Genomic DNA, 25,583 nt, shown 5'->3' on the forward strand with positions numbered 1-25,583 from the left:
ATCATCTAAATTAATGATTAACACCATAGTATAAACTGAATAAGAACTGCGGTCAGGCACGGCGTGCCTGTTTAAACGGAACCCGGTGAGAATCCGGGACAGCCTATCTCTACTGTATGGGGGACGAACAAAGCAGGATGCCACTGGATGAAATCCGGGAAGGCGCTTTTAGTAGGATGAACCCGAGTCAGGATACAACAACGCAGTTTGTGAAAAAAGATTCGTAAGCAAGGCGGATTGAGAAGAGAATCCAGGACCTTTATTTGTTGTATGCAAAAAGGTCCCTTTTTAAAGGTAGAGCCTGTTACGGCTCTTTTTTTTGTGCAATTTCATTTTTTTCTGTGGTCAAAAAATAAGAGAAAAGGAGCAAATCTGTATGAAGAAGTTGAAAAGACAGGTCATCAGTATGATTTTGGCGGCACTGATGATCCTGACGTCTGTTCCGACTGCGGCATTTGGAGCGGTGGAAGACCTTCCGGTTCCCATAGCCGGAGATTTGGAAGAGACAGAGAACGGCGATGCCTCCGCGGAGGAACCATCGTCGGAGGACGAGCCCGAACCGGAGGAGAGTCTTCAGGAAGAGGGTGAACAGGAAGATGCTGTGCAGAAGACGGAGGAAGAGGTTCCGGAGGCTGCCGCAGACGGCCTGGAACATCAGACACCTGCTGCTGCGCAGGAAGTGACGGTGGGGGCAGGCAAGGCAAATGTGAGGATGTCGATGAAACAGGGGGATACATTCTTCTATCTTCCAAAGACCTCAGAGATCCCCTCCAATCTGGCAAAATCCTATGGATTTACATATGGACCGAATGTCAGCGAGGGAGACATCACACCTCTTGATGCCCTTGTGCAGATGCATATTGATCTGTATGATGTGACAAAAGAAAACATTGGCGATTATCTGGAGGTCAATTCTGCCGGGTTTATCACAAAGCTGAACGGCGTTTCAACCAGCAGTATCAGTTTCGCAGTCAACGGCGCCATGCCGCACGACGATGTGGAGACGGACTACGGCTACACCGGTTATTCTGCAAATGACTGCGTGCTCAGACAGGACGATGAGGTGGAGTTCTTTTTCTATCAGGACGACTACTACCTGGACAACTACGGCATGTTTTTTGCGGACGGCGAAAAGGTCAGCAGCATTGAGGCAGAGGCGGGGGAAGATATTTCACTGCAGCTAAAGGGATACTGCTATGCGTATTTTGGAAATTATGCGCAGAGCATGATCGACCAGCAGACAAAGGCTGTGGAGGATGCCCAGCTGATACTGATCACACCGGATGCGGCAGATCCAAAAGGGTATCTGGGGACCTCAGAGGCTGTCGAAGGCGCTGTAACGGATGCCGGGGGCAACGTTACCTTTCAGTTTGACACGGCGGGAACGTATTACGTCTCGGCGAAATGTGACGGAGAATATGATACGCCGCTGGTAGCCCCGTATCTGACGGTCACGGTGAAGGAGGCCGCCGATGTCACACTTCCGGAACTGGATGCAGAGTGGTACGATTACAGGAGCAGCCCGGATAATATGGCGATCACTCAGGCGCTTACGCCGACAGCCTCAACAGAGACTCATCTGAAATGGGGAAAGAAAATCGGTGCGGATTTTGGCTGGAAGGCAGTCAGCTCGCCGATTCTTGTCGACGGATACATGTACTGTTATTTTGACGGAAGCCTCCTCAAGATCAACAAAGAGACCGGGGATGTCGTCGCCACGGGAACGATGGCGGGAAGCAGCAACTTCTCCATTGTCCCTCCGACATACGGCGGCGGGATGATCTTTGTCGGCCTCTCGAATGGACGGATCCAGGCATTCAATGCAAGTACACTGGAGTCTCTCTGGGTGTACAAAGATGAGCTCGGCGGACAGCCGAATTCTCCGATCCGGTATTCCGATGGATATATCTATACAGGTTTCTGGAACAGTGAGACGAAGGATGCGAATTTTGTATGTGTCAAGGCGGACGCCAGGAAGACTGAGACCAAGACTGCTAAATGGACGCAGACAATTGCAGGAGGCGTATACTGGGCGGGAGCTTATGCAACTGACCAGTATGTACTTGTGGGCACGGATGACGGACAGAATAATTACACCAGCGATACGGCATCCCTGTATTCCTTTGACAAAGAGACAGGTGAGGTTATCAGCAGAGTCAGCGGATTCGTAGGTGATATCCGGACCGATATTGCTTACGATGCGGCGACAGACCGCGTATATTTTGCATCCAAAGGCGGGTATCTGTATTCGGCAAAAGTGTCGGAATCCGGTACGATTGATGAAAGTTCAGTGACTTCTTTTGCACTGGGAGGCATGAGTACCAGTACACCGCTGATCTATAACGGAAGGGTCTATATTGGTGTCAGTGGAGCGAGCAACTTCAGCCCTGACGGACATAGTATCAAAGTACTGGACCTCGCGGCCGACGGTACAGCAGCGGAAGCGTATACCATACCGCTGACTGCTTATCCGCAGAGTTCTGCACTGCTGACAACAGCGTACGAGAGTGACGGCTATGTGTATGCATATTTTACCGTCAATTCCAAAAACGGTGAGATCTATGTCGTAAAGGACAAACCAGGACTTACGGAAGCAGATCCGGGAAGCGGTGTCCTGTATACGCCTGAAGATGGCATGAAAAACTATTGCATCACCAGTGCGATCTGCGACAGCGAGGGAACAATCTACTATAAAAATGATTCCGGCTACATGATGGCACTGGAAAAAGCCGTCATGCCTACCATTGAGACGACGCTTGAGGACGGTATGGTTCAGCGCGGCAGCAAAAAGACGTTTGATGTCATTGCCCGGGATGGTGACGGAAATAAGATCGATGCTACGGTTAAATTTGACGGCAAGAACGTTGATTTTAACTGGAATGACGATGTAAAGACGAGTTATACGCTGAATTTTTCGGGGAAAGAAAACGGTGACCACACGGTAGAGATCACAGTGGCGGACGGCGCCGGAAGGACAGCGAAAAAGACATACACCATCAATTACCAGAAGGCTGAAAAGGGTGAGCTGATCGGCTATGCGACGATGGGAATCGAAGCCACGACGATCAACAGCGGATATATCATCGAGCCGGTAAAGATACCGGTGTATGAAGGCGACAATGCAGCACAGGCTCTGACCCGCCTGATCCTGGCAAATGGTTACGATTACAGCAATACAGGGACGGTGGACAGCGGTTTTTACCTGTCCTCAATTATCGGGGCAAATGCCAGAAATCCGAAATCAGCCACAAAAGATCTGATTTTAGATGCGTCTTTGAATGAGGACCTGAAAGACCTGGGTATTTCCTGGACAGAAGGGACAGAAGGCCAGCTGGGCGAGTTTGACTATGCACAGGGATCAGGCTGGATGTATTGTCTGAACAATGTGTTCCCAAATGTCGGATTTGCTGACAGCTATTTGTCGGACGGGGATGTGGTGCGCGTGCAGTTTACGGTTGCATATGGCTCTGATATCGGCGGCGGATACTCAACCGGCGGCGGGGACAGTGGAAAAGCGCGTGCCAATAAAGATGACCTGGCGGAACAGATTGCGGCTGTCAACAGCGCGCAGAACAGGGAGACTCTGCTTGGCGACGGTGCGATTAAGAGTGCGTATGATGACGCAAACGCGGTAATGCTGAATCTTCCGGCATCTCAGGAAGAGGTGAATGCGGCGTATGAGGCGCTTAAAAATGCAGTGTCAGGGGAAGCGCCGACCTCCATGGAAATGGATGAAAAGGAAATCACACTGGCTAATATGAGCAGTAAAAAATTGAACGTGACATATACGCCGGAGGATATAAAAGTACCGATCATGCTTACCTGGACGTCTTCAGACAGCAGTGTGGCAAAAGTAGCAGCGGATGGAACGGTAACTGCCGCGGGCGTTGGAAAAGCGACCATCACGGCAGAAGGCGCCGGCATGAAGGCGATCTGTGAGGTGACGGTCCCGGAAGTGACAATGACGGGGATTGCCTTCAGTGAAAGTAATGTTACCATCGCCAGAGCAGAGGAGAGAACACTTTCCGTATTGTATACTCCTGAGAATACAACGGATCCGCGCGATGAGAACTGGAGTTCTTCAGATCCGGCGATTGTTGCAGTACAGAGTGACGGAAGCATACTCGGTATCAGCGCGGGGACAGCGACAATTACCGTTACTGTTGGAGAATTTACAGCGAGCTGTGAAGTGACAGTTGCAGAAGTTCCGATTACTGGCATTGACCCTGGACAGAGCACAGACCTGAAGGTTCAGGTTGGAAAGACACTGGGATTGTCATATTCAGTTCTTCCTGAGAATACAACAGAGGATAAGACGGCAACGGCAATTTCTACCAATCCGAACATTGTACAGGTTACAAATAATAAGACCATCAAAGGCGTTTCAGAAGGTGAAGCCGATGTGATCGTGCGGATTGGAAAGGAGAGTATCTCCTATCATGTTTCGGTGGAAAAGATTAATGCTACGGATTTCAGTTTCAGCAATCCGCCGAAGACATTAAACATCAACAAAAGTGTAACTGCTTCTCTCAGTTTCCAGCCTGTAAATGCGCCGGATAACCGGGATGAGGTGCAGTGGAGCACCAGTGACCCGGCAGTGGTCAGCCTGGAAGGAACACAGGGATACCGGATGAAGATCACAGGAAATAGCGCCGGAACAGCGACGATAACAGCAGCGCTTGGCGATATCAGCCGTTCCTTTGATGTGACGGTCCTGGATATTCCGATTACCGGTATCACGCTGACAGAAGAAACCGTGGATGCTTATGTAGGAAAGTATAATTCCTCAGTGAGAGTGATCGTGTCTCCGTCCAATACTACGGCATCAACCTCTGTGAAATGGACAAGCAGTGATACCGGGATCCTGGAAGTGACGGGCTCTTCAATGTATGGGAGCTTTACTGCAAAGAAGGCGGGCACGGTAAATCTGACAGCAGAAGTGGGTGAATTCTCAGCTACCTGCGTTGTCAATGTCCACGAGGTGCCTGCTGTAGAGAGTATTGCACTTAATAAGGACAAACTGCAGCTGGGAATTGGAAAATCATCATCGCTGTCGGTGCAGGCAGCTCCGTCCACGTCGGATTATGACTCAAAACGACTGAAATGGAGCTCATCGGATGAAACGGTTGCAACCGTCAGCAGCTATGGCAGTGTAAAAGCAGTCGGCGAAGGGACGGCAACAATCACAGCAACGTATGACGAGCGTCTGACGGCGGTGTGTGAAGTGACGGCGGCAGTGATTCCGGTGGAGAGTGTATACTTCAAGGAGGAGAGCACAACAATACAGGGACTTGAAAAATCAGGCTGGCTGAGCTTCAGTACTTCTCCGGCTGATCATACGGATGTGCTGACGGTGAGCGCCGAGTCAAGTGACAGCAGCATCGTGACCGTAGAGTCGGCAAGCACATCAAGCGTAACCGTTAAGTCCAGGGGGGCAGGGTCAGCAGTCATCACGCTGACTGTCAAAACGAAGGACGGAAGCAGCCATACGGCTTCCACAGAAGTAATCGTAGATGAGAACTTTATCGAAGCAGTGGCGTTCCCGCAGGCGGTCTATGAGATTGCAAAAGGGGCGAACAAAAACTTTTTGTATGAGATTATAAAATGGCCGGCATCAGGAGATACGGGATCGATTACCTGGAACTCGAGCAATCAGGATGTGGCGACCGTCTCGAGCAGCGGAAGTGTAAAAGCTGTAGGCTTTGGTGAAACAACAATTACAGCAGAGCTGAAGAACAAAAACGTGTATTCCTGTAAAGTTGAGGTGCCAAACCCGGTTACGGACGTGACCATCAGTGCATCGAGAATCGGTATGCTGAAAGGAAGCAGCATCTCTCTGGATACTATTGATTTTACGCCTGCGGACGGCAATATGAGCAAGTTCAGCTGGGCGTCAAGCAATACGGACGTGCTGACAGTCAAAAATGGTATCGTAAAGGCAGTTGGAGTTGGAAGCGCAAGCATCTATGGAACAGCAGGAAACGCCTTTGCGACCTGTGAAATTACTGTGACGCTCTCCGGGGATGAGGTGGCAGGAATTGAGGTCATAGGACTGATCGATCAGATCGGAGAGGTGACGCTTGACAGTGAGGATGTAATTAAAACAGCCCGTACAGCCTACAACAAACTGACCAGAATGCAGAAAGCATATGTAGAGAATGATCAGAAGCTGTTTGATGCAGAGGATAAGTTGTATGAACTGCAGGAAGTGATGAGAAGTCCGGTAACATTAAGTTCTGTAAAGTCAGTAAATTATAATACGGTGAATGTTACCTGGAAATCCGTAAACGGTGCAGAAGGGTATCAGGTATACCGAAAGACAGCAGGAGGAAGTTACAAAGAGATCGCAGCTGTGAGCGGACGCGAAACAACGGCATACAGAGACACCGGACTGACTACGGGAACGGTTTATACTTACACTGTGCGTGCCGTGTATACGCTTGGAGGTGAGAAACAGCTTGGAGATTATGTGAAATCAGGAATCACAGGCAAAGCGATGCCGGAGAAAACAGTGATTTCCAAAGTTCAGTCCTGGGGGTCTCAGACATTGAAACTTACCTGGGAAAAGGTGAGCGGAGCCAGCGGATATCAGATCTATCACAGGACCTCCAAAAGCGGCCCGTGGAAATACGTCACACAGATTGCAAATGGAAATACAACGTCCTATATGCATTACAATCTGATATGCGGAAATACGTATGACTATGTGGTACGTGCATATCGTACGGTGAAAAACACGAAATACATTGGTGCGAACAGCGATATACTGAGCGGAAAACCAGTACCGGCACAGGTGAAAAATGTAACGGTCAGAAAAGCTTCCTCTACCAGCCTGAAGATCAGCTGGAGCAAGGTGAACGGAGCCAGCGGATATCAGATCTACCGCAGGAATCCGGAAACAGGGAAATATCAGTTCGTCACACAACTCGGCAATGGAAATACAGCAGCTTATACGGAAAAAGGCCTGAAGAAGGGGATTACCTATACGTATGTGGTGCGCGCATACCGTACCGTGAACGGCAATAAGATTTTGGGCGCTAACTCAACTGAAACAAAAGGAAGTATCAACTAATGAATGCGGCGGGGGATTCCAATTTGGAATACCCCGCCGTTTTGGGAAAATAGTGCAGGTTTTGCAGTTTACTTGAAAAAAAGGATGTGCTATACTGTAAGCAATTTCATAAGATCAGTATTTATGGTCGGATTTCGGCAGGGAGGAAAGCAGAAATCCGTTAAAAGAGAATCCGGTGTGAATCCGGAACAGTCACCACTACTGTAACGCGGACGAAGGAGTGATATACCACTGGGCCAGGAGCCTGGGAAGGCATTCCCAAGGATGAAGCGAAGTCAGGAGAACTGCCATAGATCGAATCAAGTAATATTTTCGGGTGAAGAAAATATGCTTTTTTTGTTGCCAAAAATCAGTAAAACATGTATATGGACAGTGACTTACGGCAGGGAGGAGACGAATTATGGATAGGAAAAAACAAAATAATCTGAGAAGAAGGGGAAGCGTGCGGCATTGTATACACAGGCTGACTGCGGTCATGCTGGTCCTGATCTTGTCGATGTCAGCATGCCTGATGGAAGCAGGTGCGGTTTCATGGAATGCAAGTGCAGATGCGGATGACAATTTCCAGCAGCTGAGATTCTGGGAAGATGAAAAGCCCGGTCTGCGCTTTTATATCAATGCTGCCGCGCGATATGAACTTGAGACAGTGGAAAAGCCGGCCTATGGCACAAATGCCGGCGAATGGACAGTGATGAGTCTGCTGCGCGGGATGTATACGGGAATGGATTATCTGAACTTTATACCGGATGATTATTTCCAAAACTATTATCAGCGTATGACTGAAACAGTACAGAGTAAGAACGGCGAACTTCATGCATATAAGATTACAGAGTGGTGCAGGGTGATACTTGCACTGAGCGCACTCGGCAAGTCACCGGCAGATGTGGGAGGCTATGACTTCCTGGATAAGCTGTCAAAATCATATAATGACACGTACTGGCAGGGGCTCAACGGTCCGATATTCAGCCTGATCGCCCTGAATACCGGCGGGTATCAGCTGTACGAGACACCTTCTGATTATCAGGAAGGCGATATCAACACCGAAGGCCGTATGCTGGATTATATCGTGCGCCATGAGATCCTGAATTCGGACAAGACGATCGGAGGCTGGGCACTGAATGACGCCAATGCGGCTGAGAACGGCGCTGATGCCGACATCACAGGAATGGCGCTGCAGGCAATGGCACCCTATTATCTGGATGAACTGAAATACAAAGAGTCCGGCGCAGCGACACCGTATTCGGAGTTTATCAAAGCGGTGGAACGCGGTATCTATACGCTGCACCAGATGCAGCTGGCTAATGGGGGCTTTAAGGGCTGGGGAAGCGACATCAATACCGAGTCGACGACTCAGGTGATCGTAGCCCTGACGGAGCTTGGCATCGATCCGCTATCTGAAAGCGTTGTGCTCTCCAATATAGGAAAAGAATGTGGGTTTGTCACAAAAGGCGCCGTATGGGACGGCACACGCTGCAATAATATGATCGACGCAATTCTGATGCACTGGGAGAAAAACAGCGGTTCCAGCGAAGCGGTGGGAGGATTCAAACACGTCACGGCGGGAGATGACGGAGGAGGCGGAAGCGGTGATCTGGTCAATCCAATGGCGACGGATCAGGCGCTTTACGCCCTGATTTCCTACGACCGTTTTCTGAACGGAGAGAATAAACTGTATGATATGACCGATATGACGGACGGCAGTTATACGCAGATGACAGCGAAAACATACAATATCACTTACGATGGCAATGGCTCTGCAGCGACAGGTACGGAACCTTACGCTCCGTATGAGGAAGTCCTGCTGCCGGTTGTGCAGTCCACGGGGGATGAGGCGTTTGTGGCATGGAACACGAAGGCGGACGGAACGGGAACGACGTACCGGCCGGGGGAAACGCTTTCCATGCCGGAACAGGATGTGACCCTGTATGCCATGTTCGGTCAGATTGATTTTTCACTGGAACTGGAATTAAACGGCGGAGTATTGTCGGAAGGTGTAACGGTGCCGGACATGTTCACACCGATGGATGCCGAGATCGTTCTGCCGACAGCAGATGAGATCACGAAAGAGGGCTGCATTTTCAACGGCTGGTATCTGAGTGCTTCCGCCGCTGATAAATTGTCCGGGACAACCGTGACATCGGTTCCGAAAGGGACGTATGGAGATCAGAAATATTACGCGGGCTGGAGGGTGTCATTTGACAAAATCAATCCGTTTGGAGTACTGATCTCAAGTCTGGGAAAGGAAATCAGAATTTCTGACCGCTCTGTCATCCGCCAGGCGCGTGCGATCTATGACAGTATGAGTGTGACGGAACAAAAGAATCTTACCTGCCGCGCGTATTATGAGAAGCTGGTATCTGCTGAAGAGGCGCTGAAACAATTAGAAGCAAGTATGGACCAGGCGGAAGTGGTGATCAGTCTGATCACGGACATCGGCATGCCGGTGACTTTAGACCGTGAACCTTATATAAGGGAGGCGCGTGAATCGTATGATGCCCTGCAGGAGGAAGATAAGGCTTATGTGACGAACTATGCCGACCTGATCGCAGCGGAAGAGAGCCTGGTTATCTTACAGGAAAACCAGGAAGCGGCCGATGCGGCAGCGGCTCTGATCCGGGGAATCGGCGAGGTGACGCTGGAATCAGAAACGGTAATCGCTGAAGCTCGTGCAGCCTTTGAACTGCTGACCGGGGAACAGCAGCAGCTGATAAAAGAAAGTACTATTGCGCTGCTTGAATCGGCGGAGCTGACGCTGGAACAGCTGAGAGAACAGGCGGAAAGAATACAGAATGTACGTGATCTGATTGCGTTAATACCGGAGACACTCAGTATAGAGGATGACAGTTTCCAGATCGTATCGGATGCTCAGGCTGCGTATATTGCATTGTCCGGGGAGGAACGTCAGGAGATCACAGCAGAAGAAGCAGACGTGATAAGACACGCACAGGAAGTGCTGAATGAGTTGGCACAGCAGAATGCACAGTGGGAAGATATCGAGGTCAGCAAGGAGCTGGTTACGAAGATCTCGAATTATGGAGGAACGGCGGAACTTGAGGACGAGGAAGACATTCAGGCGATAAGGGCGGAGTATGACGGTTTTACTAATGTTCAGAAAGCTCTGGTAGAGAATTATTATTCACTGGTGGCACTGGAGGAGATACTGGCATCACTGCACCTGGATGTGGAGGTCGCGGCTGAAATCGAGGCAATGATTGCGGCAATCGGCGAGGTAACACTCGAAAAAGAGGAAGAGATCGTCGCAGTCGGTGCGGCATACCGCTCTCTGACGGCAAATCAGAAGCAGCTTGTGGGAAATTTCAGCGATCTGGTTGCAGCACAGCAGGCACTCTCTGTACTGCGCAACAACAGGCAGCAGGCACAGAAGACGATCGATAAGATTGAAGCGATTGGAAATGTAACACTGGACAGCCTGGATGCGATTTTGAAAGCGGAAAAGTCGTACGATAAACTGACAGATGCTCAGAAGTCCCTCATTAGTGAGGAACTGCTGAAAGTGCTTGCCGATGCAAGGACAGAGTATGACAGGCTGGAGGGTCTGGTGCTGAAAGGCATTGAACTGAGTGAGTCAGAGATTACACTTGCCATCGGCAGTACAGAAGAGATTACGGTGGGCTATGAACCTGAGAATACGCTTACGAGTAAGGAGATTTTGTGGAGCAGCAGTGATACGGAAGTGATCACCGTCGAGGATGGAGTGATCACAGCAGTTGGTGCCGGCGATGCCGCAGTGATAGCGAGAGCAAAAGCGAATAAAAGGATTATGGCTACCTGTGCGGTACATGTCAAGGTACCGCTGACAGGGATCACCGTCAACAGGAAGAGCATGGCACTGACAAGAGGAGAAGTGGCGCTGCTTCAGGTTGGATTTCTTCCGGAAGATACGACGGATGATAAGACAGTGACATGGACAAGCGGCGATCCGAAGGTGGCACAGGTCTCAGCTGCCGGTAAAGTGACAGGGATCGCAAACGGGAAGACGACGATCACAGCAAGCGTCGGAAAGTTTAAAGTGTCCTGCAGCGTCCAGGTATACAATTATAAGATTTCCTATCAGCTGAACGGCGGAACAAATAACAGCAGCAATCCCGTCAGGTACAGCGGACCGTGGAATGTGACCTTAAAAAATGCGACGAGAGCCGGCTATACCTTCGGCGGCTGGTATACAGACAAGAACTTTAAAAACAGGATTACCATGATAGAAAAGGGAAGCAATAAAGACTATACCCTTTATGCAAAATGGATCAAAGTGACGGCCCCGGGGAAAATGGAGATCTCCAGTCTGACTAATACGGCGGCGGGCAGCATGAAGGTCACCGTGAAAGGCAAACCCTCAGGGGCAGCCGGCTATCATGTCCTTTATGCCGATAACAGCGGAATGAAGAATGCGAAGAATATTTACACAACCATGTGGGGAGGAAAGACAATCACATCGCTGACACCGGGGAAAACGTATTATGTGAAAGTGCGTGCCTACAAGAAGGATTCCGCCGGAAAGACGATATTTGGCGCCTATACCGCAGTCAGAAGTGTTGCGCTTGTGATACCTGAAAAGACGGTGCTTTCCAAAGTTCAGTCCTGGGGTTCCCAGACATTGAAAATCAGCTGGGAAAAGGTAAGCGGAGCGAGCGGGTATCAGATCTATCAGAGAAGTTCCAAAACAGGGCCCTGGAAACAGGTCACACAGATTGCAAACGGGAACACTACATCCTATCTGCATGGCAACCTGATCTCCGGCAGGACATATGATTATGTGGTACGTGCATACCGTACTGTGAAGAATAAAAAATATATTGGAGCGAACAGCAATACCGTAAGCGGGAAACCCGTACCGGCACAGGTGAAGAATGTGACGGCAAGACAGGCATCGTCCAACAGCATAAAAGTCGGCTGGGGTAAGGTAAACGGAGCAAGCGGCTATCAGATCTACCGCAGAAATCCGGCGACAGGAAAGTACCAGCTCGTGGTACAGCTGAACCAGGCGGGCGCGACATCCTATACCGAAAAAGGCCTGAAAAAAGGAGTTACCTATACGTATGTGGTGCGTGCATACCGCACGGTGAACGGCAGTAAAGTACTGGGTGCCAACTCAGCGGAAACAAAAGGAAGTATCAAATAATGGGCCAGATATTACAGAAAATCAATTTATGGGTAAGGAGACACAGAGAAATCACAGCGGCAGCCGTCGGGCTGCTTGTTGTGGTTCTGTTCTCTGTGTCCGTATGCGGAACCCTGAGTACACAGGCATCAGCCGCCATGGAAAATCCGATTCAGGGAATCTCAGACCAGAGCTCATTTGTTCAGCTCAGCGGGACTACGGAAGTGGTGGCTGAGGCCCCGAAAGGCATGGCGCTGACGGCTGAGAACGATATGGATGCCAGTGACCAGCCGACAGCGGAGGATCAGCAGGCGAACGAGTCAAAGGCCAATACCGGCAATCATGCATCCTCCGCAAACAGTCTGAGCTCCGGGAGCGGGCAGGAAAGCGGCGGCAGCCAGGCGTCCGATGGGGATGGCGGCAATTCTTCCGATAAAGACAAGGATGATAAGAATCTGGGAGACGAGGGGATCAAAAAGGGTGAATATTTTACGACATCCATCCAGAATAACGAGGTGGTGTATGAGAGTCATTACACCTACACGATTATGCACAAGCATGAAGAACTCAAGGTGCTCCAGGTTCAAAATAAAGTGAATGAAGGAAAGTTCACAAATTATACGGGTGAGATTGTACTGGCGGAAGGAGAAAATCAGATCACAGTCAAAGCCACTTATCGCGGGACAGACGGAAAGACGTTTTCCGCTGTCAAATCCTATACGATCTATTATGAAAAGAACAAAGAGAACGTTGAGAAAGCCAGGATAGAGACGAGTCTTGCAAACAGTCAGGAGACCCCGGAAAATGAGTTTTCCTTCTCGGCAGTCGCCACCCTGGGCGGCAAACAGACGGAACTGACGATTAACGTGGAACGCGCAGACGGGACGACAGAAAGCTCTGTTTCCATGGAAGACAATCATACGGTGAGAGAACTTTCAGAAGGGAGCAACAAGGTGACGCTCTCAGCTGGAAAAGGGAGCGCTAAGACAACGAAATCGTATGTTATCATTTATGAGCCCGAGTCGGAGGCGGGAAATGTCAGGATTGATTCGGACTTAAAAGACCAAAACAATACTATGGTTAACAGGAGAAAATTTTCTTTCTATGCGACCGGATTTATTGATTCAACCCAGATACCGGTTCAGGTGTTATGGAACGGTCAGGAACTGGAGGATCCGGGAGGAGGGTCTTATGATATCAGTCTGGAAATGGGAAACAATGAATTCCTCCTGCAGGCATTGAACGGCAATGGAGAGATCATTAAAGAAGAGGGACCTTATGTAATCGCATATGCGCCAAAAGAACCGAGTGATGACAACGGTGACGGACCGGTATCAGATGAAGGCGGTCCTACAATATTCAGTTCTCTGGCGGAGACAGGCGAGGTCTCGAACAGTACCCTCAATTTCTGGGTAAACGCAACGGACCATAACGGCGATTATATACCGGAATCCAACTATGATGTGACCAGAAACGGTGTTCCTGCCGTCTGGGAATTCAGTAATAACAATCAAATCAGTTATTCAGCACAGCTTGACTCCGGGATCAATACCTTTACGGTCCAGGCATGGGATGAGGACGGGTTCCGATCGGTTCAGACATATCAGGTGATATACAACCCGCCGGAAGAGACCCTTGGCACTGTGACCGTTTCCATTGAGGCGACTACGATCGGAATGGGTTATCTGGCAGAGAATTATGAGATTGAGATTAAAAAGGATACACCGTTCTCTTATCTTCTGGTCGAGAATTTTGATGAGATGACTGGAAACCGGGGATTTGTCCCGGTCTATACAGGCACACTGGACAGCAGCTTTTATCTGGAATCGGTATACAATCCTCAGCCATTTGTATATCCGGCTATTCCGGCAGATCTGGAAGAACATCTGCTCACACTGAATGAGCCGAATCCGGATGAGGTGGTCTACGATCCGACCAAATACCGTGAGAATCAGCTTGGGGAATTTGACTTCTGCAAGGGCAGCGGGTGGATGTACTGGGTGAGCACGCTGGGATACCCCAACGTTGGAATGGACCGCTACTTTCCGCAGGACGGAGATGTCGTACGCATACGCTATACGACTTACTATGGTTCTGACATAGGGGGAAGCGGTGCCATGGGAAATGGGACAAACGAAGGAGAAGGTGATGGAGATTGGGGCGAATGGTGACGAAAACGGGGCGGATCTGCAGCCTGTTAATGGCATTGTGTCTGACACTCTGCCTGCTGCCCGCTGATTTTGCATATGCGGAGGGACACACGGACTACACGCCGCAGGAACTGCTGGAGACCATGGAGGATATAATTGTCTGGGAAAAGCGTCAGGTGGGGGCTGCGGCTGCTGGTGATCTGTTTAACAATGCTTTCCTGCAGATTGCCGGGACGACAAACACGGACTGGACGGCACTCGCGATGGGAAGAAGCGGATACCCGGATGATTACAACGCGTATCTGGCAGTCATGGCGGACCGGGTGACTGGAAGCTATGCAGATAAAAAGAGACTGGTCAGGGATAAGGCAACGGACTGGCATAGAAAAACACTGGCGGTCTTAAGTCTGGGCGGCGATCCGACGGCATTTGGAAAAGACGATAGCGGCAATGCGGTCAATCTGATCGCGGACGGGGTTTATAACTGGAGCAGGACGGAATCACTGGGGGAGCAGGGGACAAACGGATGGGTTTACGGCCTGATCACGCTTGACAGTCTGCGCTATCAGGTGCCGAAAGGGGCATCTGAGACCAGACAGAATATCATCTGTGAAATTCTGAAGCTTCAGCTTGATGACGGCGGTTTTGCGCTGGATACCTCATCATCCCAAAATGCGTCCGATGTGGATCTGACCGCCATGGCTGTCCAGGCGCTGGCGCCCTATTACAACAGCGAAGAAACGTATGAGATCACACGGTATAAAAAACAGGAGACAAAGACAGTACGTCAGGCGGTGGATGCCGCGCTGACGTGTTTGTCTGAAAGCCAGCGGGATGACGGCGGCTTTGTCAGCTGGAATATGAACAACAGTGAGAGCTGCTGCCAGGTGATCGTGGCGCTGTGCTCACTGGGCATCGACCCGTGCGGTGACAGCCGTTTTATCAAAGACGAGAATACGGTGCTGGATGCCCTGATGGACTATCGAAATGATGACGGGGGATTTCTTCATTCCCATGAATATGATGAAGAAAACCCGGATGCGGATCCCGACAAATCAAACGGTATGGCGACTCAGCAGGCATTCTATGCACTGACCGCGCTCTGCCGGTATTACGGTGATATGCGCACGCTGTATGACTTTCGCCCCGAGATGGACGAAGAGGTGAAAGCCCGGGTGGAAGCGGCACGCCAGGCGATTGACAATCTGAACGCTGATTCGCCGTCTGAGGATCTGACGGCCGCATTTTCCGCTTATCGGGAGGTCCCGGTGGAAGAACGCAGCTACATATTCAATTATGTTAAGCTGGCAGATCTTATGGAAGATGCCGGCATGGAGAATGATTCGGAATTTCTGGCAGCATCGATGGAGCAGAATACCGGCGGAAATGGTGCGGTGACATCACTGTTCGGACAGGATGTGTCCATGTCCGCGAATATCACATTTACGGATGAGGATGCACAAAAAGCAGGGAATCTTCCCGATAATGGCTCGACGGAGTATTATCTGGATGTTGTCAAACTGCTTGACAAGCTGGATAAATCAGAAAATGCCGGTCAGTATGAAGACACGCGGAAGCTGCTGGAACGAAAAAAGGATGCCATCGCTGTTACACAGCAGGAGATCAATGACATCAACGATACCGTGACGGATACCTTATATCCGGTTGACCAGATCTCACTGCGGGATAAAAAAGCAGTCGAGGATATTAAGCACAGGATTGCGGCGCTCAGTGACTATGACAGGCAGCAGATTGCGCAGTATGAAGACATTGAACAGGCATCTGTACGGATCAGGAATCAGGTGACGGCGATCTGTATCGCGGCTGCTGCATCCGTTTTAATACTCGTCCTGCTGATCATCGTGATCGTCCGGATGAGAAAGCGAAAAGCCGGAAAGCTCCGTCAGAAACAGAGATATGATAATATAGACGACGATTACGAAGAATACGATGACGACGATGACGGGGAGGACTGACCGTGAAGAAGGATCTGCTGGTACTTGCATTTGCTGCACTGCTGATCGTGCTGCTCATCAAAGGAACAAAGATTCAGTCCGTGGAAGATTACTATCTGACCCATGTGGATGATATCACTGAGGATTCGGAGACGGTAACCGTCACCATTCGATGTGATACGATACTTGATCATTACGATCAGCTGGACCCCAAATTACAGGATGAAAAGTACGTTCCGGCGGACGGGATGATTCTGGAACCGACCAGATACGTGCTGCGTCCGGGTGATACCGCCTTTGATGTCCTGAATCGTGCGGTGCGTCATGAACAGATTCAGATGGAGTTTCAGGGGGCAAAGGACAATGCCTATGGCAGTGCCTATATACAGGGGATCAACTATCTGTATGAATTTTCCTGTGGTAATTTAAGCGGTTGGATGTACCGGGTCAACGGTGAGTTTCCGTCTTATGGGATCAGCAGATATAAGCTGAAGGATAAGGACCGGCTGGAACTGGTATACACCTGCGATCTGGGACGGGATGTCGGAGGATATTTCGGAGAACAAAAGGAGGATGAAAGTGATGAGTGAGTTTGCAGGTTATCACCCCGCGGTGCTGTTCATCTATTATGTGCTGGTGCTTGTCTTTGCCATGTTCACCGTACATCCTGTCGTGCTGGCATTTGTGCTGCTGGGCGGGATCCTGCTTTTTGGGGCGCTGAATCCTCTGCGGGTGCTGGCAAGAAATCTGCTGTACTATTTCTTCTTTTTCCTTCTGCTTGCGGTCACCAATCCGCTGTTTGCGCATAACGGGGAGACAATACTGTTTTTCATGAATGACAATCCGATCACCTTGGAAGCGTTCGTGTACGGCGCTGCGCTTGCCATCATGATTGTGGGCGTGATGTTCTGGTGCAAGAACTATAATCTGATCATGACATCAGATAAATTCATCTATCTGTTCGGAAAGGCGATTCCGCGGCTGTCCCTGGTGTTGTCCCTGGCTCTCCGATTTATTCCGCTGTTTAAAGAACAGATCCATAAGATCAACCAGACACAGAAGGTGATGGGACTCTACTCCACGGACAGCCGGATGGACCGCCTGATGAGCGGAATGCGGGTGTTTAACAGCATCCTTTCATGGGCGATTGAAAATTCCCTGGAGACAGCGGATGCGATGAAGGCGCGCGGCTACGGCCTTCCGGGGCGGACAAACTTTTCACTGTTCAAATTCCGGAAACGGGACGGCGTCCTGCTGGGGGCAATCGCTGTCCTGACCGCCGCCATCTGGGCGGGGTACTTTCTGCTGCCTCTTAATTTTACATTTTATCCGGTCGTGGACCAGATTCAGAATACACGCCAGGCAGCGGGAGTATATGCGGTCGTGCTGATCTACATGATTCTGCCCGCCCTGCTTGAGATAAAGGAGAAACTTCGATGGAATTACTTAAAGTCGAGAATCTGAATTTTACATACCCTGCTCAGAGTGAGAAGACGCTCAAAGACGTATCGCTGTCTGTAAAAGAGGGAGAATTTATCGTACTCTGCGGCGAGTCCGGGTGCGGTAAGACGACACTTCTGCGCCTGCTGAAGCGTGAGCTTGCTCCCTACGGGCAAAAGGAAGGACAAATTGTATACAGGGGCTGTGAACAGGAAAAGCTGGATGAGAAAATATCGGCCTGCGAGATCGGATATGTGATGCAGAATCCGGAAAATCAGATCGTGATGGACAAGGTCTGGCATGAACTTGCGTTTGGACTCGAGAATATGGGACTTCCCCAGCAGACGATCCGACGGCGGGTCGGAGAGATGGCATGTTTTTTCGGGATTGATGAATGGTTTCGAAAAGAAACGGCACAGCTCTCAGGAGGGCAGAAGCAGCTGCTGAATCTGGCTTCCATCATGGCGATGCAGCCGAAGATACTGATACTGGACGAACCGACCTCGCAGCTGGATCCGATTGCGGCCGCAGATTTTATTGTGACGATCGGGAAGCTGAACCGTGAGCTTGGAACGACCATCCTGATGGTTGAGCACCGCCTGGAAGAAGTGTTTCCCATCGCTGACAAAGTTTTGGTGATGGAGCAGGGCCGTATATTGCTGTGCGAATCCCCGCAGGCAGCCGGAAGACGGTTAAAGGAAATCCGGGGAAATCACAGGATGCTGGTGGGTTTTCCCAGCGCTGTGCGCATCTATCATGCGCTGGATGTGCCGGAGGCGCCGTGCCCGGTGACCGTGCGGGACGGAAGGGAATTTCTGGAGACATACTTTTCGAATCAGAAGCAGCACAGGGCTTTACATGATAACTGCCAGTTGGATGGAAAGCCTGCTGTTGTGCTCAAGGATGTCTGGTTCCGCTATAAACGGGAACTCCCGGATGTGCTCGAGGGAGTATCGCTGGAGGTTAAGACCGGAGAGATCGTGAGTATCCTGGGGGGCAATGGCTCGGGAAAGACGACGCTGCTCAGTGTGATCTCCGACATGAATCACGCATACCGGGGCAGGATCCGCATCCTGGGGAAAAAATTGAAAGCCTACAGGGGAAATGAACTGTATAAGCATACGCTTGCGATGCTGCCGCAGAATCCGCAGACCGTGTTTATCAAGGAAAGCGTGCGGGAGGATTACAAAGAGATGCAAAAAGTCATGGAGTATTCTGATTCCGAGATGGACAGGCAGGTGGAAGAGGTGGAGAAGCTTCTGGGAATCTCTGCGCTGATGGATAAACATCCGTATGACTTAAGCGGCGGAGAACAGCAAAAAGCCGCTCTGGGAAAGGTTCTGCTGCTGCAGCCGAAGATCCTGCTGCTGGATGAGCCGACAAAAGGTATCGATGCTTATTCCAAGCATCGTCTGGTGGGACTGATGAAAAAACTGCAGGAGGACGGCATGACGATCCTGATGGTAACGCATGATGTGGAATTTGCAGCCGAGGTATCGAACCGCTGCGCCATGTTTTTTGACCGGGAGCTGACGTCGGTGGACCCGCCGGCGGAATTCTTCTGCGGAAACAGCTTCTACACAACAGCGGCGAATCGCATTGCCAGACAGATGTTCGATGATGTGGTGGTATGTGAGGACATCGTCAGTCTCTGCCGCATCAATGGGAGAAAGGAAGAGGAACATGAAGATAAGACGATTAACGGGGATTCTGCTGCTGGTCGCCTCTGCGGCGGGGCTCATCTTCTGCGGAGTCACGGCGTTTCAGGACAGGCGCTATAATCTGATATCTGTCATTCTGGTACTGCTTGCCTGTGTGCCTTTCTATTATGCCTACGAAAAGAAGGATGGGAATATCCGGCGTATGGTGATCCTGGCGGTTATGACAGCCATCGCCGTCGTAGGAAGATTTGTCTTTGTAGTACTTCCGGGATTTAAGCCGGTGACGGCGGTCGTGATCATTGCCGGCATGTATATGGGACCGGAGGCAGGGTTCCTGACAGGGTCACTGGCTGCTATTATTTCCAACATGTTTTTCGGGCAGGGACCCTGGACACCGTTTCAGATGCTGGCGTGGGGACTGCCCGGAATGATCGCCGGACTGCCCGGAATACGAAAAGCACTGAAGAATAAAAGCGTACTCGTGATATACGGAGTGGTCATGGGCTTCATGTATTCGGCGATTATGGATATCTGGACCGTCCTTTCCATGGACGGTACATTTAACTGGATTCGTTACGGGGCAGCTCTCTTTACAGCTATTCCGGTGACGATAGAGTATATGGCGGCTAATGTGGTGTTTCTGATGCTTGGCATCGGTCCGATCGGGACGAAACTGGAGCGCATCCGCTTAAAACACGGAATTTTTGATGAGTAAAAAAACAGGCGCTGCAAAGCGCCGCTGGAGGGAATTATGAATCAGACAGAAAGCTTGGTAACTGAAATACAAAAGGTAATCGTCGGCAAAGAGGAGGTCATCCAGAATGTATTGATGGCGGTTCTGGCAAGGGGGCACATCCTGCTGGAGGATATTCCGGGAGTTGGGAAGACGACGCTCGCACTTGCGTTTTCCAAAGTACTGGGGATGGATTATAAGAGGATACAGTTTACGCCGGATGTCATTCCATCGGATGTTGTGGGATTTACGGTGTACGACAAGAAGACGGATTCTTTTATCTACAAACCGGGGGCTGTGATGTGTAATCTGCTGCTGGCAGATGAGATCAACCGTACCTCCAGCAAGACGCAGGCAGCGCTGTTGGAAGTGATGGAAGAGGGAAGTGTGACAGTGGATGGAAAGACATATCCGGTGCCGCAGCCATTTGCCGTGCTTTCTACGCAGAATCCATTTGGTTCCGCGGGCACTCAGATGCTGCCGCAGTCTCAGCTGGACCGGTTTATGGTAAAACTGAGCATGGGCTATCCGGACTTTGACAGTCAGGTCAATATCCTGCGGGATCGTCAGAATGAACAGCCGCTGGATTCTCTGAAACAGATGGTTTCAAAAGAAGATATCATGAGCATGCAGCGGGAGGTAGCGCAGGTGACGGTCAAGGACAACATCCTGCGTTACATCACCACGCTGGTGGAGAATACGAGGAAGCACGAGCTGATCCAGCTCGGAGTCAGCCCGCGCGGGGCACTCGCAGTCAACAACATGGCGAAGGCGGCGGCGTATGTCTCCGGCAGGGAGTATGTGATCCCTGAAGATATCGTGCGGATTTTCACGGATGTCTGCGCACACCGCGTGATCCTGCATCCGCGGGCGAAGGTGGCGAATACGACTGCGGAGGAGATCATGGATGAAATTGTGAAGGATACAAAGGCGGCTGAAGTCGTCTGAGGAGGAGAGGGTGAAAGGGAATATGGCTAAATCCAGAATTTGTTATGGGATCTGGTTTCTGCTCACAATCCTGCTGTATCTCTGGTCTGATTCCTGGACGGCACTTTTCCTGGCTGCAGTGACGGTCCTGCTGGCCGTATTCAGCGGCATCAGTGTTCTGCTGATGAAGCATAAAGTGGACTGCACATTTGAGATACGCAGGATGACGGGAAAGAAAAGACCGATACGGGGCGTACTGTGCATGACCAACCGGGGGATGATCCCCATTCCGAAAGCCGGCTGCCGGCTGCGCATCGAGAACCGTGTGACAGGTGAGGAGACGACACAATTTCTGTACTGTTCCCTGCCTGCTGCTAAGACAGAGCGCGTGGAATGGGAGCTGAAGAGCAATTATTGCGGAAATATCAGGATCACGGTGGAAAGTCTCCAGTGCTTTGATGTGTTTGGGATGTTTTCCGTGAGAGAACTGCCAGGTACCAAAGGGCAGGCAATTGTGCTTCCGGATATTTTCCCAACGGAGGTTGTGATCACAGAGAGCAATACCTCCAACTGGGAGAGCGTGACATACTCCAGTGTGAAAAAGGGAGATGACCCGAGTGAAATATTCGGTATCCGTGAGTATATGCCCGGCGACAGCCTGAAGAGCATACACTGGAAACTCTCCGGAAAGCTGGACGAACTGTATGTCAAGGAACTGAGCCTGCCGGTGGAGAATTCCATTCTGGTGGTGTATGAGACGGGGATTCTGGGTGAGAAGCCAGAGAAGGCGAGTGTCCGGGACGCCATGATGGAGGCATTTCTTTCGGTGTCGCAGTCTTTGATAGAAGACGGGCACATTCATGCGCTGGGATGGTATGACCAGGCAAAAGAGCGGTTTACCTGCGAGGAGGTACCGACGGAGGATGACCTTGCCGCTATGTTGGGAGGACTGCTGGCGGTCCGTCCGGGTGAGAACGGGTACAGCAGCCTGCACTATTATCTGCAGGATTATATTGAGAATCCATTTGCACATATTATCTATATCACGGCACAGCAGCCGGGCGCAGAACTCGACCGGCTGATGCAGTTTTGTACAGTAAGTGTTCTGCTGTGCAAAGAAAAACTTTCGGAGAAGGAGCAGGGGGCACAGGGTACGCATCTTGTGTTTTCACCGGATCATATGGAGGAAGCACTGTGTCAGCTGATAGTTTAGGGGAACGACTGTTATGAGTGAGACGAGAAGAAGATCCAGAAAAAAGATTCCGGGGTTAAAAATAGAGATTGTGCAGGAATCTTCGGCGAAAGGGAGACTCCTTCAGGGGATAAACGAGGCGGGAAGTGTCGGTGTGCTTTATGCAGGCGTGATACTGTCTCTGCTGTCCATGTTCGCCGTGCCGCAGCAGGTATGGGCGGCGGCGGTGGCCGGACTGGCGGTGCTGGTCCTGCTGCTGGCCGGCGGGCGGCTTAAAAAAGTGGGATATGTGTTATGCGGCTTATTGTTTGCGGTGTTTTTGGCTGTGGTTCTGCTGAAACAGACACCGGTATACCAGGGGCTGCTGCTGGTTTGCAATGACGCACTGGGACAGCTGGGACATCATCTGGGAGTCATGAAGGATGCATTTGAAGTCACGGCAGCGGAAGCGTCATATCTATTATGTTATCTGCTGTTTGTCGGGATATTTTCCGTGTTTCTGGCGCTGATCTGTCACAGTGTGGCGGAGAGCAGGAACAATTATCTGATGTTTTTGCTGCTGCTTCCGCTTCTGGTGCTGCAGATGGTGTTCGGCGTGAAGGAATCATCCTGGCCGCTTATTGTCCTGCTGCTGGGAGTCATACTGTGCATTGCAGGGAACGGCGCCCAAGGCACCAAAAACAGAAAAAATGCGGGGATTTCGAGGAATGCGGCGCTGGTCCAAATGCTTGCGCTGCTTACGGTGATCTTTACTGCGGGACTGTTTGCACTGCGGGCCGCGCTGCCGGCGGATTCCTATCAGACAGCAGGCTTTGTCACCGCTCTCAGGGGAAAGATCCACAGCATATCAGATGAAATCCGCTATGAAAAAGATGAGACAAATTCGTTTACTCAGGGGCAGTTCACCGGGCTGAAGGATTTGGTGCTGACAGACAAGACGGCGCTGAAGGTTGTGATGGATAAACCGACCTCCATGTATCTGAGAGGGTATGTAGGGAGCGTTTATACCTCAGAAGGATGGGAAGAGACCGAGAAACCGGTCTTCTACGAGAACAAAGAGCTGCTTGCGGGGCTTCATGAAAAGGGATTTAACGCGCTGACACAGCTGCCCGGTATTTACCGGCTGGAACATCCGGATACAGAGGATGAGATGGTCAAAGTGACGGTACAGAATGTAAATGCAAACAGTAAATACATCTATACACCGTACGAGCTCGAGAGTAATCCGGAAGAGATGGAACAGGCCGCAGTGATCGGAGACGAGCGCATCGGCTCCAAAGGACTGTTCGGAAGCCGTCTGTATCAGTATGAGACCTCTTTTAATATGGTCAGGCAGTATCCCCAGATCGCCGCTGAATTCTATAATCGGAAAGGTCAGGAGGAATTCAGGAACTATACGGAAGCAGAGAGCTACTATAATGCATTTGTTTACAGACAGTATACGGAGGTCCCCCGGGATATCATGACGCTGCTGCAGGCACATCTGAAGATGGAACCTGCCGGGGAGGGGACCCATCTGGCTTACGAAGATGCAAATGCGGCGGTGATGGGATATCTGAACAAAAAAATCACCTATTCGGAGGAAATTACGGAATTTACGGGCGGTGATTTCCTTAAGAATTTCATGGAAGTATCCGCAAAAGGATATTCTGTCCACTACGCTACCGCTGCTGTGATGATGTATCGCTACTTTGGCATACCGGCACGCTATGTGGAAGGGTATCTGATCACGCCGGAACTGGTAAAAGACGCGGAGAGTTACAGCGAGATCAGTGTGACCGGCAAAGAAGCCCACGCCTGGGTGGAGATCTATCAGGACGGGATCGGCTGGGTGCCGATGGAGGTGACGCCTCCGTATCTCGACAAGATGGAACGTCCGGAGTATGAAATTTCCCAGTCCTCCATGTTTGGAGAAGAGGGAGATGAGGGTGGAGCTGACGATGGTGAATCCGAGCAGATAGAGGATGACACACCGGATACGCCTCCTGATGAGGAAAAACAGAAGAAGAAGGAAGCATCCGACATAGGAGTTTGGATCTTATTGGGCGCGCTTGTCATGCTGGCGCTGTGGCTGCTGCTGTTCATCGTCTATATCATTGTAAAACGTCATGCGATGCACAGAGAACTGCGCGCGATCAAAGAGGCTGATGACAGGACTGCGGTCTGCCTTCTCTGCAGGTATCTGGATAAGTGGCTGTGTTATGCCGGACTCTGGAACGGGAGTGGTTCCCGTTACGACGTATGCGGTGTAATTGAAGAACATTTTGATGAGTCGGCTGCCGGGGAATACCGGAATATGATCGATATTGTGCAGCGGGGCGCTTACAGCGACCGGATGATCAGCGGGGAGGAGCGCCGTGAGGTATTGAAAGTTACCGGAAAAATGAGGGAAAATATTTTAAAAGAGACGAGATTCAGGAAGAAAATACGCATGAAATTCTGGGATTTTATGTACTGACGGAAGCGGGGGAGACAGGTTGAAAGTAATATTCAATGAACAAAACTGGCAGCAGCTTCAGAAGATGAATGGCACATACCGCAGGGATATGGCAGTCAAACACAGAAGTCATGTGCTCCAGATCCCGAAATATTATCAGTTTATCGGGGATAAGGCATTATGCAATAATATGAAGGTGCGTTCCCTGAAACTTCCGGAGGCGTGTGCCATCATCGGCAACAGTGCTTTCGAGGGTTCGCAGATCGAACGGGAGATCATCCTGCCGCAGACCATGAAGGTCATCGGCAGGAAGGCGTTTGCCCATACGCCGAATCTTCGAAAAATGTTCATACCCAAAAGCGTAAAACGTATTGGCGAGGGAGCATTCAGAGAATGCAAGAAGCTTAAAAAAGTGGTATTTGAGGGAGATTCCCAGCTCCAGATTCTGAGAGAGGGTGTCTTCGATAGCTGTACCGGTATGGTGTCCATGCAGTTTCCGGACCATCTGCAGAGGATTGAGAGAAGGGCGCTGTACCGCTGCAAGCAGCTGACGGACGCAGAACTTCCACCTACAGTGCGCTACATCGGGGAGGAGGCGTTCTATTTTACCATGATGGATCATCTGAATCTTCCAAAGGGTCTGGTGGAGATCGGAGACAGTGCGTTTTTTAAATGCGGTATGCTGACGGAGGTATCCGTACCTCCGAGCGTCCGGAGGATCGGGCGGTGGGTTTTCCACGGGTGCAACCGGCTTAAGACTCTTGAAATCCTGCATGATCCTGATATGATCGGGGAGTGGATCATCAACAGAAGTGCCACGATCCGGTGCCGGAAAGGGTCGGCAGTCGACGAATACTGCCGGGAGTACGGTTTTAAGACGGAGTACGTATAAGTACGGGT

At 50.6% G+C, this 25,583-nt stretch carries 12 protein-coding genes and 2 riboswitches; all 12 genes read left to right on the forward strand.

The genetic code is table 11. The features are described 5' to 3' along the window. The first annotated feature begins 32 nt into the window (after positions 1–32). A riboswitch (cobalamin riboswitch) is annotated at positions 33–219 on the forward strand. Positions 220–376: 157 nt separating this feature from the next. The 12 genes from NQ502_RS12140 (at position 377) to NQ502_RS12195 (ending at position 25,575) form a co-directional block, all read left to right on the forward strand. Beyond that, positions 377–7,072, forward strand: coding sequence for an Ig-like domain-containing protein (locus NQ502_RS12140; protein ID WP_044983460.1), 6,696 nt, complete (start codon positions 377–379; stop codon positions 7,070–7,072). Between the two features lie 107 nt (positions 7,073–7,179). After that, positions 7,180–7,378, forward strand: a riboswitch (cobalamin riboswitch). 94 nt (positions 7,379–7,472) lie between these two features. Then, positions 7,473–12,209, forward strand: a complete 4,737-nt coding sequence (locus tag NQ502_RS12145; protein ID WP_049898330.1) for an InlB B-repeat-containing protein — start codon at positions 7,473–7,475, stop codon at positions 12,207–12,209. Then, positions 12,209–14,359, forward strand: a complete 2,151-nt coding sequence (locus tag NQ502_RS12150) for a hypothetical protein (protein ID WP_028529542.1) — start codon at positions 12,209–12,211, stop codon at positions 14,357–14,359. Before NQ502_RS12145 ends, NQ502_RS12150 begins: the two co-directional genes overlap by 1 nt. Then, positions 14,353–16,314, forward strand: a complete 1,962-nt coding sequence (locus NQ502_RS12155; RefSeq protein WP_028529541.1) for a prenyltransferase/squalene oxidase repeat-containing protein — start codon at positions 14,353–14,355, stop codon at positions 16,312–16,314. The genes NQ502_RS12150 and NQ502_RS12155 overlap by 7 nt, the downstream gene beginning before the upstream one ends. Before the next feature lie 2 nt (positions 16,315–16,316). Beyond that, positions 16,317–16,883, forward strand: a complete 567-nt coding sequence (locus NQ502_RS12160; protein WP_044983459.1) for a DUF4430 domain-containing protein — start codon at positions 16,317–16,319, stop codon at positions 16,881–16,883. Continuing rightward, complete coding sequence (locus NQ502_RS12165) at positions 16,876–17,757, forward strand: energy-coupling factor transporter transmembrane component T (RefSeq protein WP_049898328.1); 882 nt, start codon at positions 16,876–16,878, stop codon at positions 17,755–17,757. Before NQ502_RS12160 ends, NQ502_RS12165 begins: the two co-directional genes overlap by 8 nt. After that, positions 17,730–19,514 carry an ABC transporter ATP-binding protein gene (locus NQ502_RS12170; RefSeq protein WP_083963431.1) on the forward strand — a complete coding sequence of 595 codons (1,785 nt, stop codon included), beginning with the start codon at positions 17,730–17,732 and terminating at the stop codon, positions 19,512–19,514. Before NQ502_RS12165 ends, NQ502_RS12170 begins: the two co-directional genes overlap by 28 nt. Then, the gene (locus NQ502_RS12175; RefSeq protein ID WP_028529538.1) at positions 19,417–20,109 is read left to right on the forward strand and encodes an ECF transporter S component; all 693 of its coding nucleotides are present in this window, start codon (positions 19,417–19,419) and stop codon (positions 20,107–20,109) included. The genes NQ502_RS12170 and NQ502_RS12175 overlap by 98 nt, the downstream gene beginning before the upstream one ends. Before the next feature lie 36 nt (positions 20,110–20,145). Continuing rightward, on the forward strand, positions 20,146–21,075 hold the full coding sequence (locus NQ502_RS12180; protein WP_044983458.1) for an AAA family ATPase: 930 nt from the start codon (positions 20,146–20,148) through the stop codon (positions 21,073–21,075). Positions 21,076–21,085: 10 nt separating this feature from the next. Next, a complete protein-coding gene (locus NQ502_RS12185; protein WP_028529536.1) occupies positions 21,086–22,267 on the forward strand; it encodes a DUF58 domain-containing protein in 1,182 nt (393 codons plus the stop codon). A gap of 13 nt (positions 22,268–22,280) precedes the next feature. Next, positions 22,281–24,704, forward strand: a complete 2,424-nt coding sequence (locus NQ502_RS12190) for a transglutaminase-like domain-containing protein (RefSeq protein ID WP_028529535.1) — start codon at positions 22,281–22,283, stop codon at positions 24,702–24,704. Positions 24,705–24,723: 19 nt separating this feature from the next. Further along, positions 24,724–25,575 (forward strand): leucine-rich repeat domain-containing protein, encoded by an 852-nt coding sequence (locus NQ502_RS12195; protein ID WP_028529534.1) that lies wholly within the window; start codon positions 24,724–24,726, stop codon positions 25,573–25,575. Positions 25,576–25,583: the final 8 nt, after the last annotated feature.

The sequence above is a fragment of the Ruminococcus gauvreauii genome, from assembly GCF_025151995.1.
In the GTDB taxonomy this organism is placed as follows: domain Bacteria; phylum Bacillota; class Clostridia; order Lachnospirales; family Lachnospiraceae; genus Ruminococcus_G; species Ruminococcus_G gauvreauii.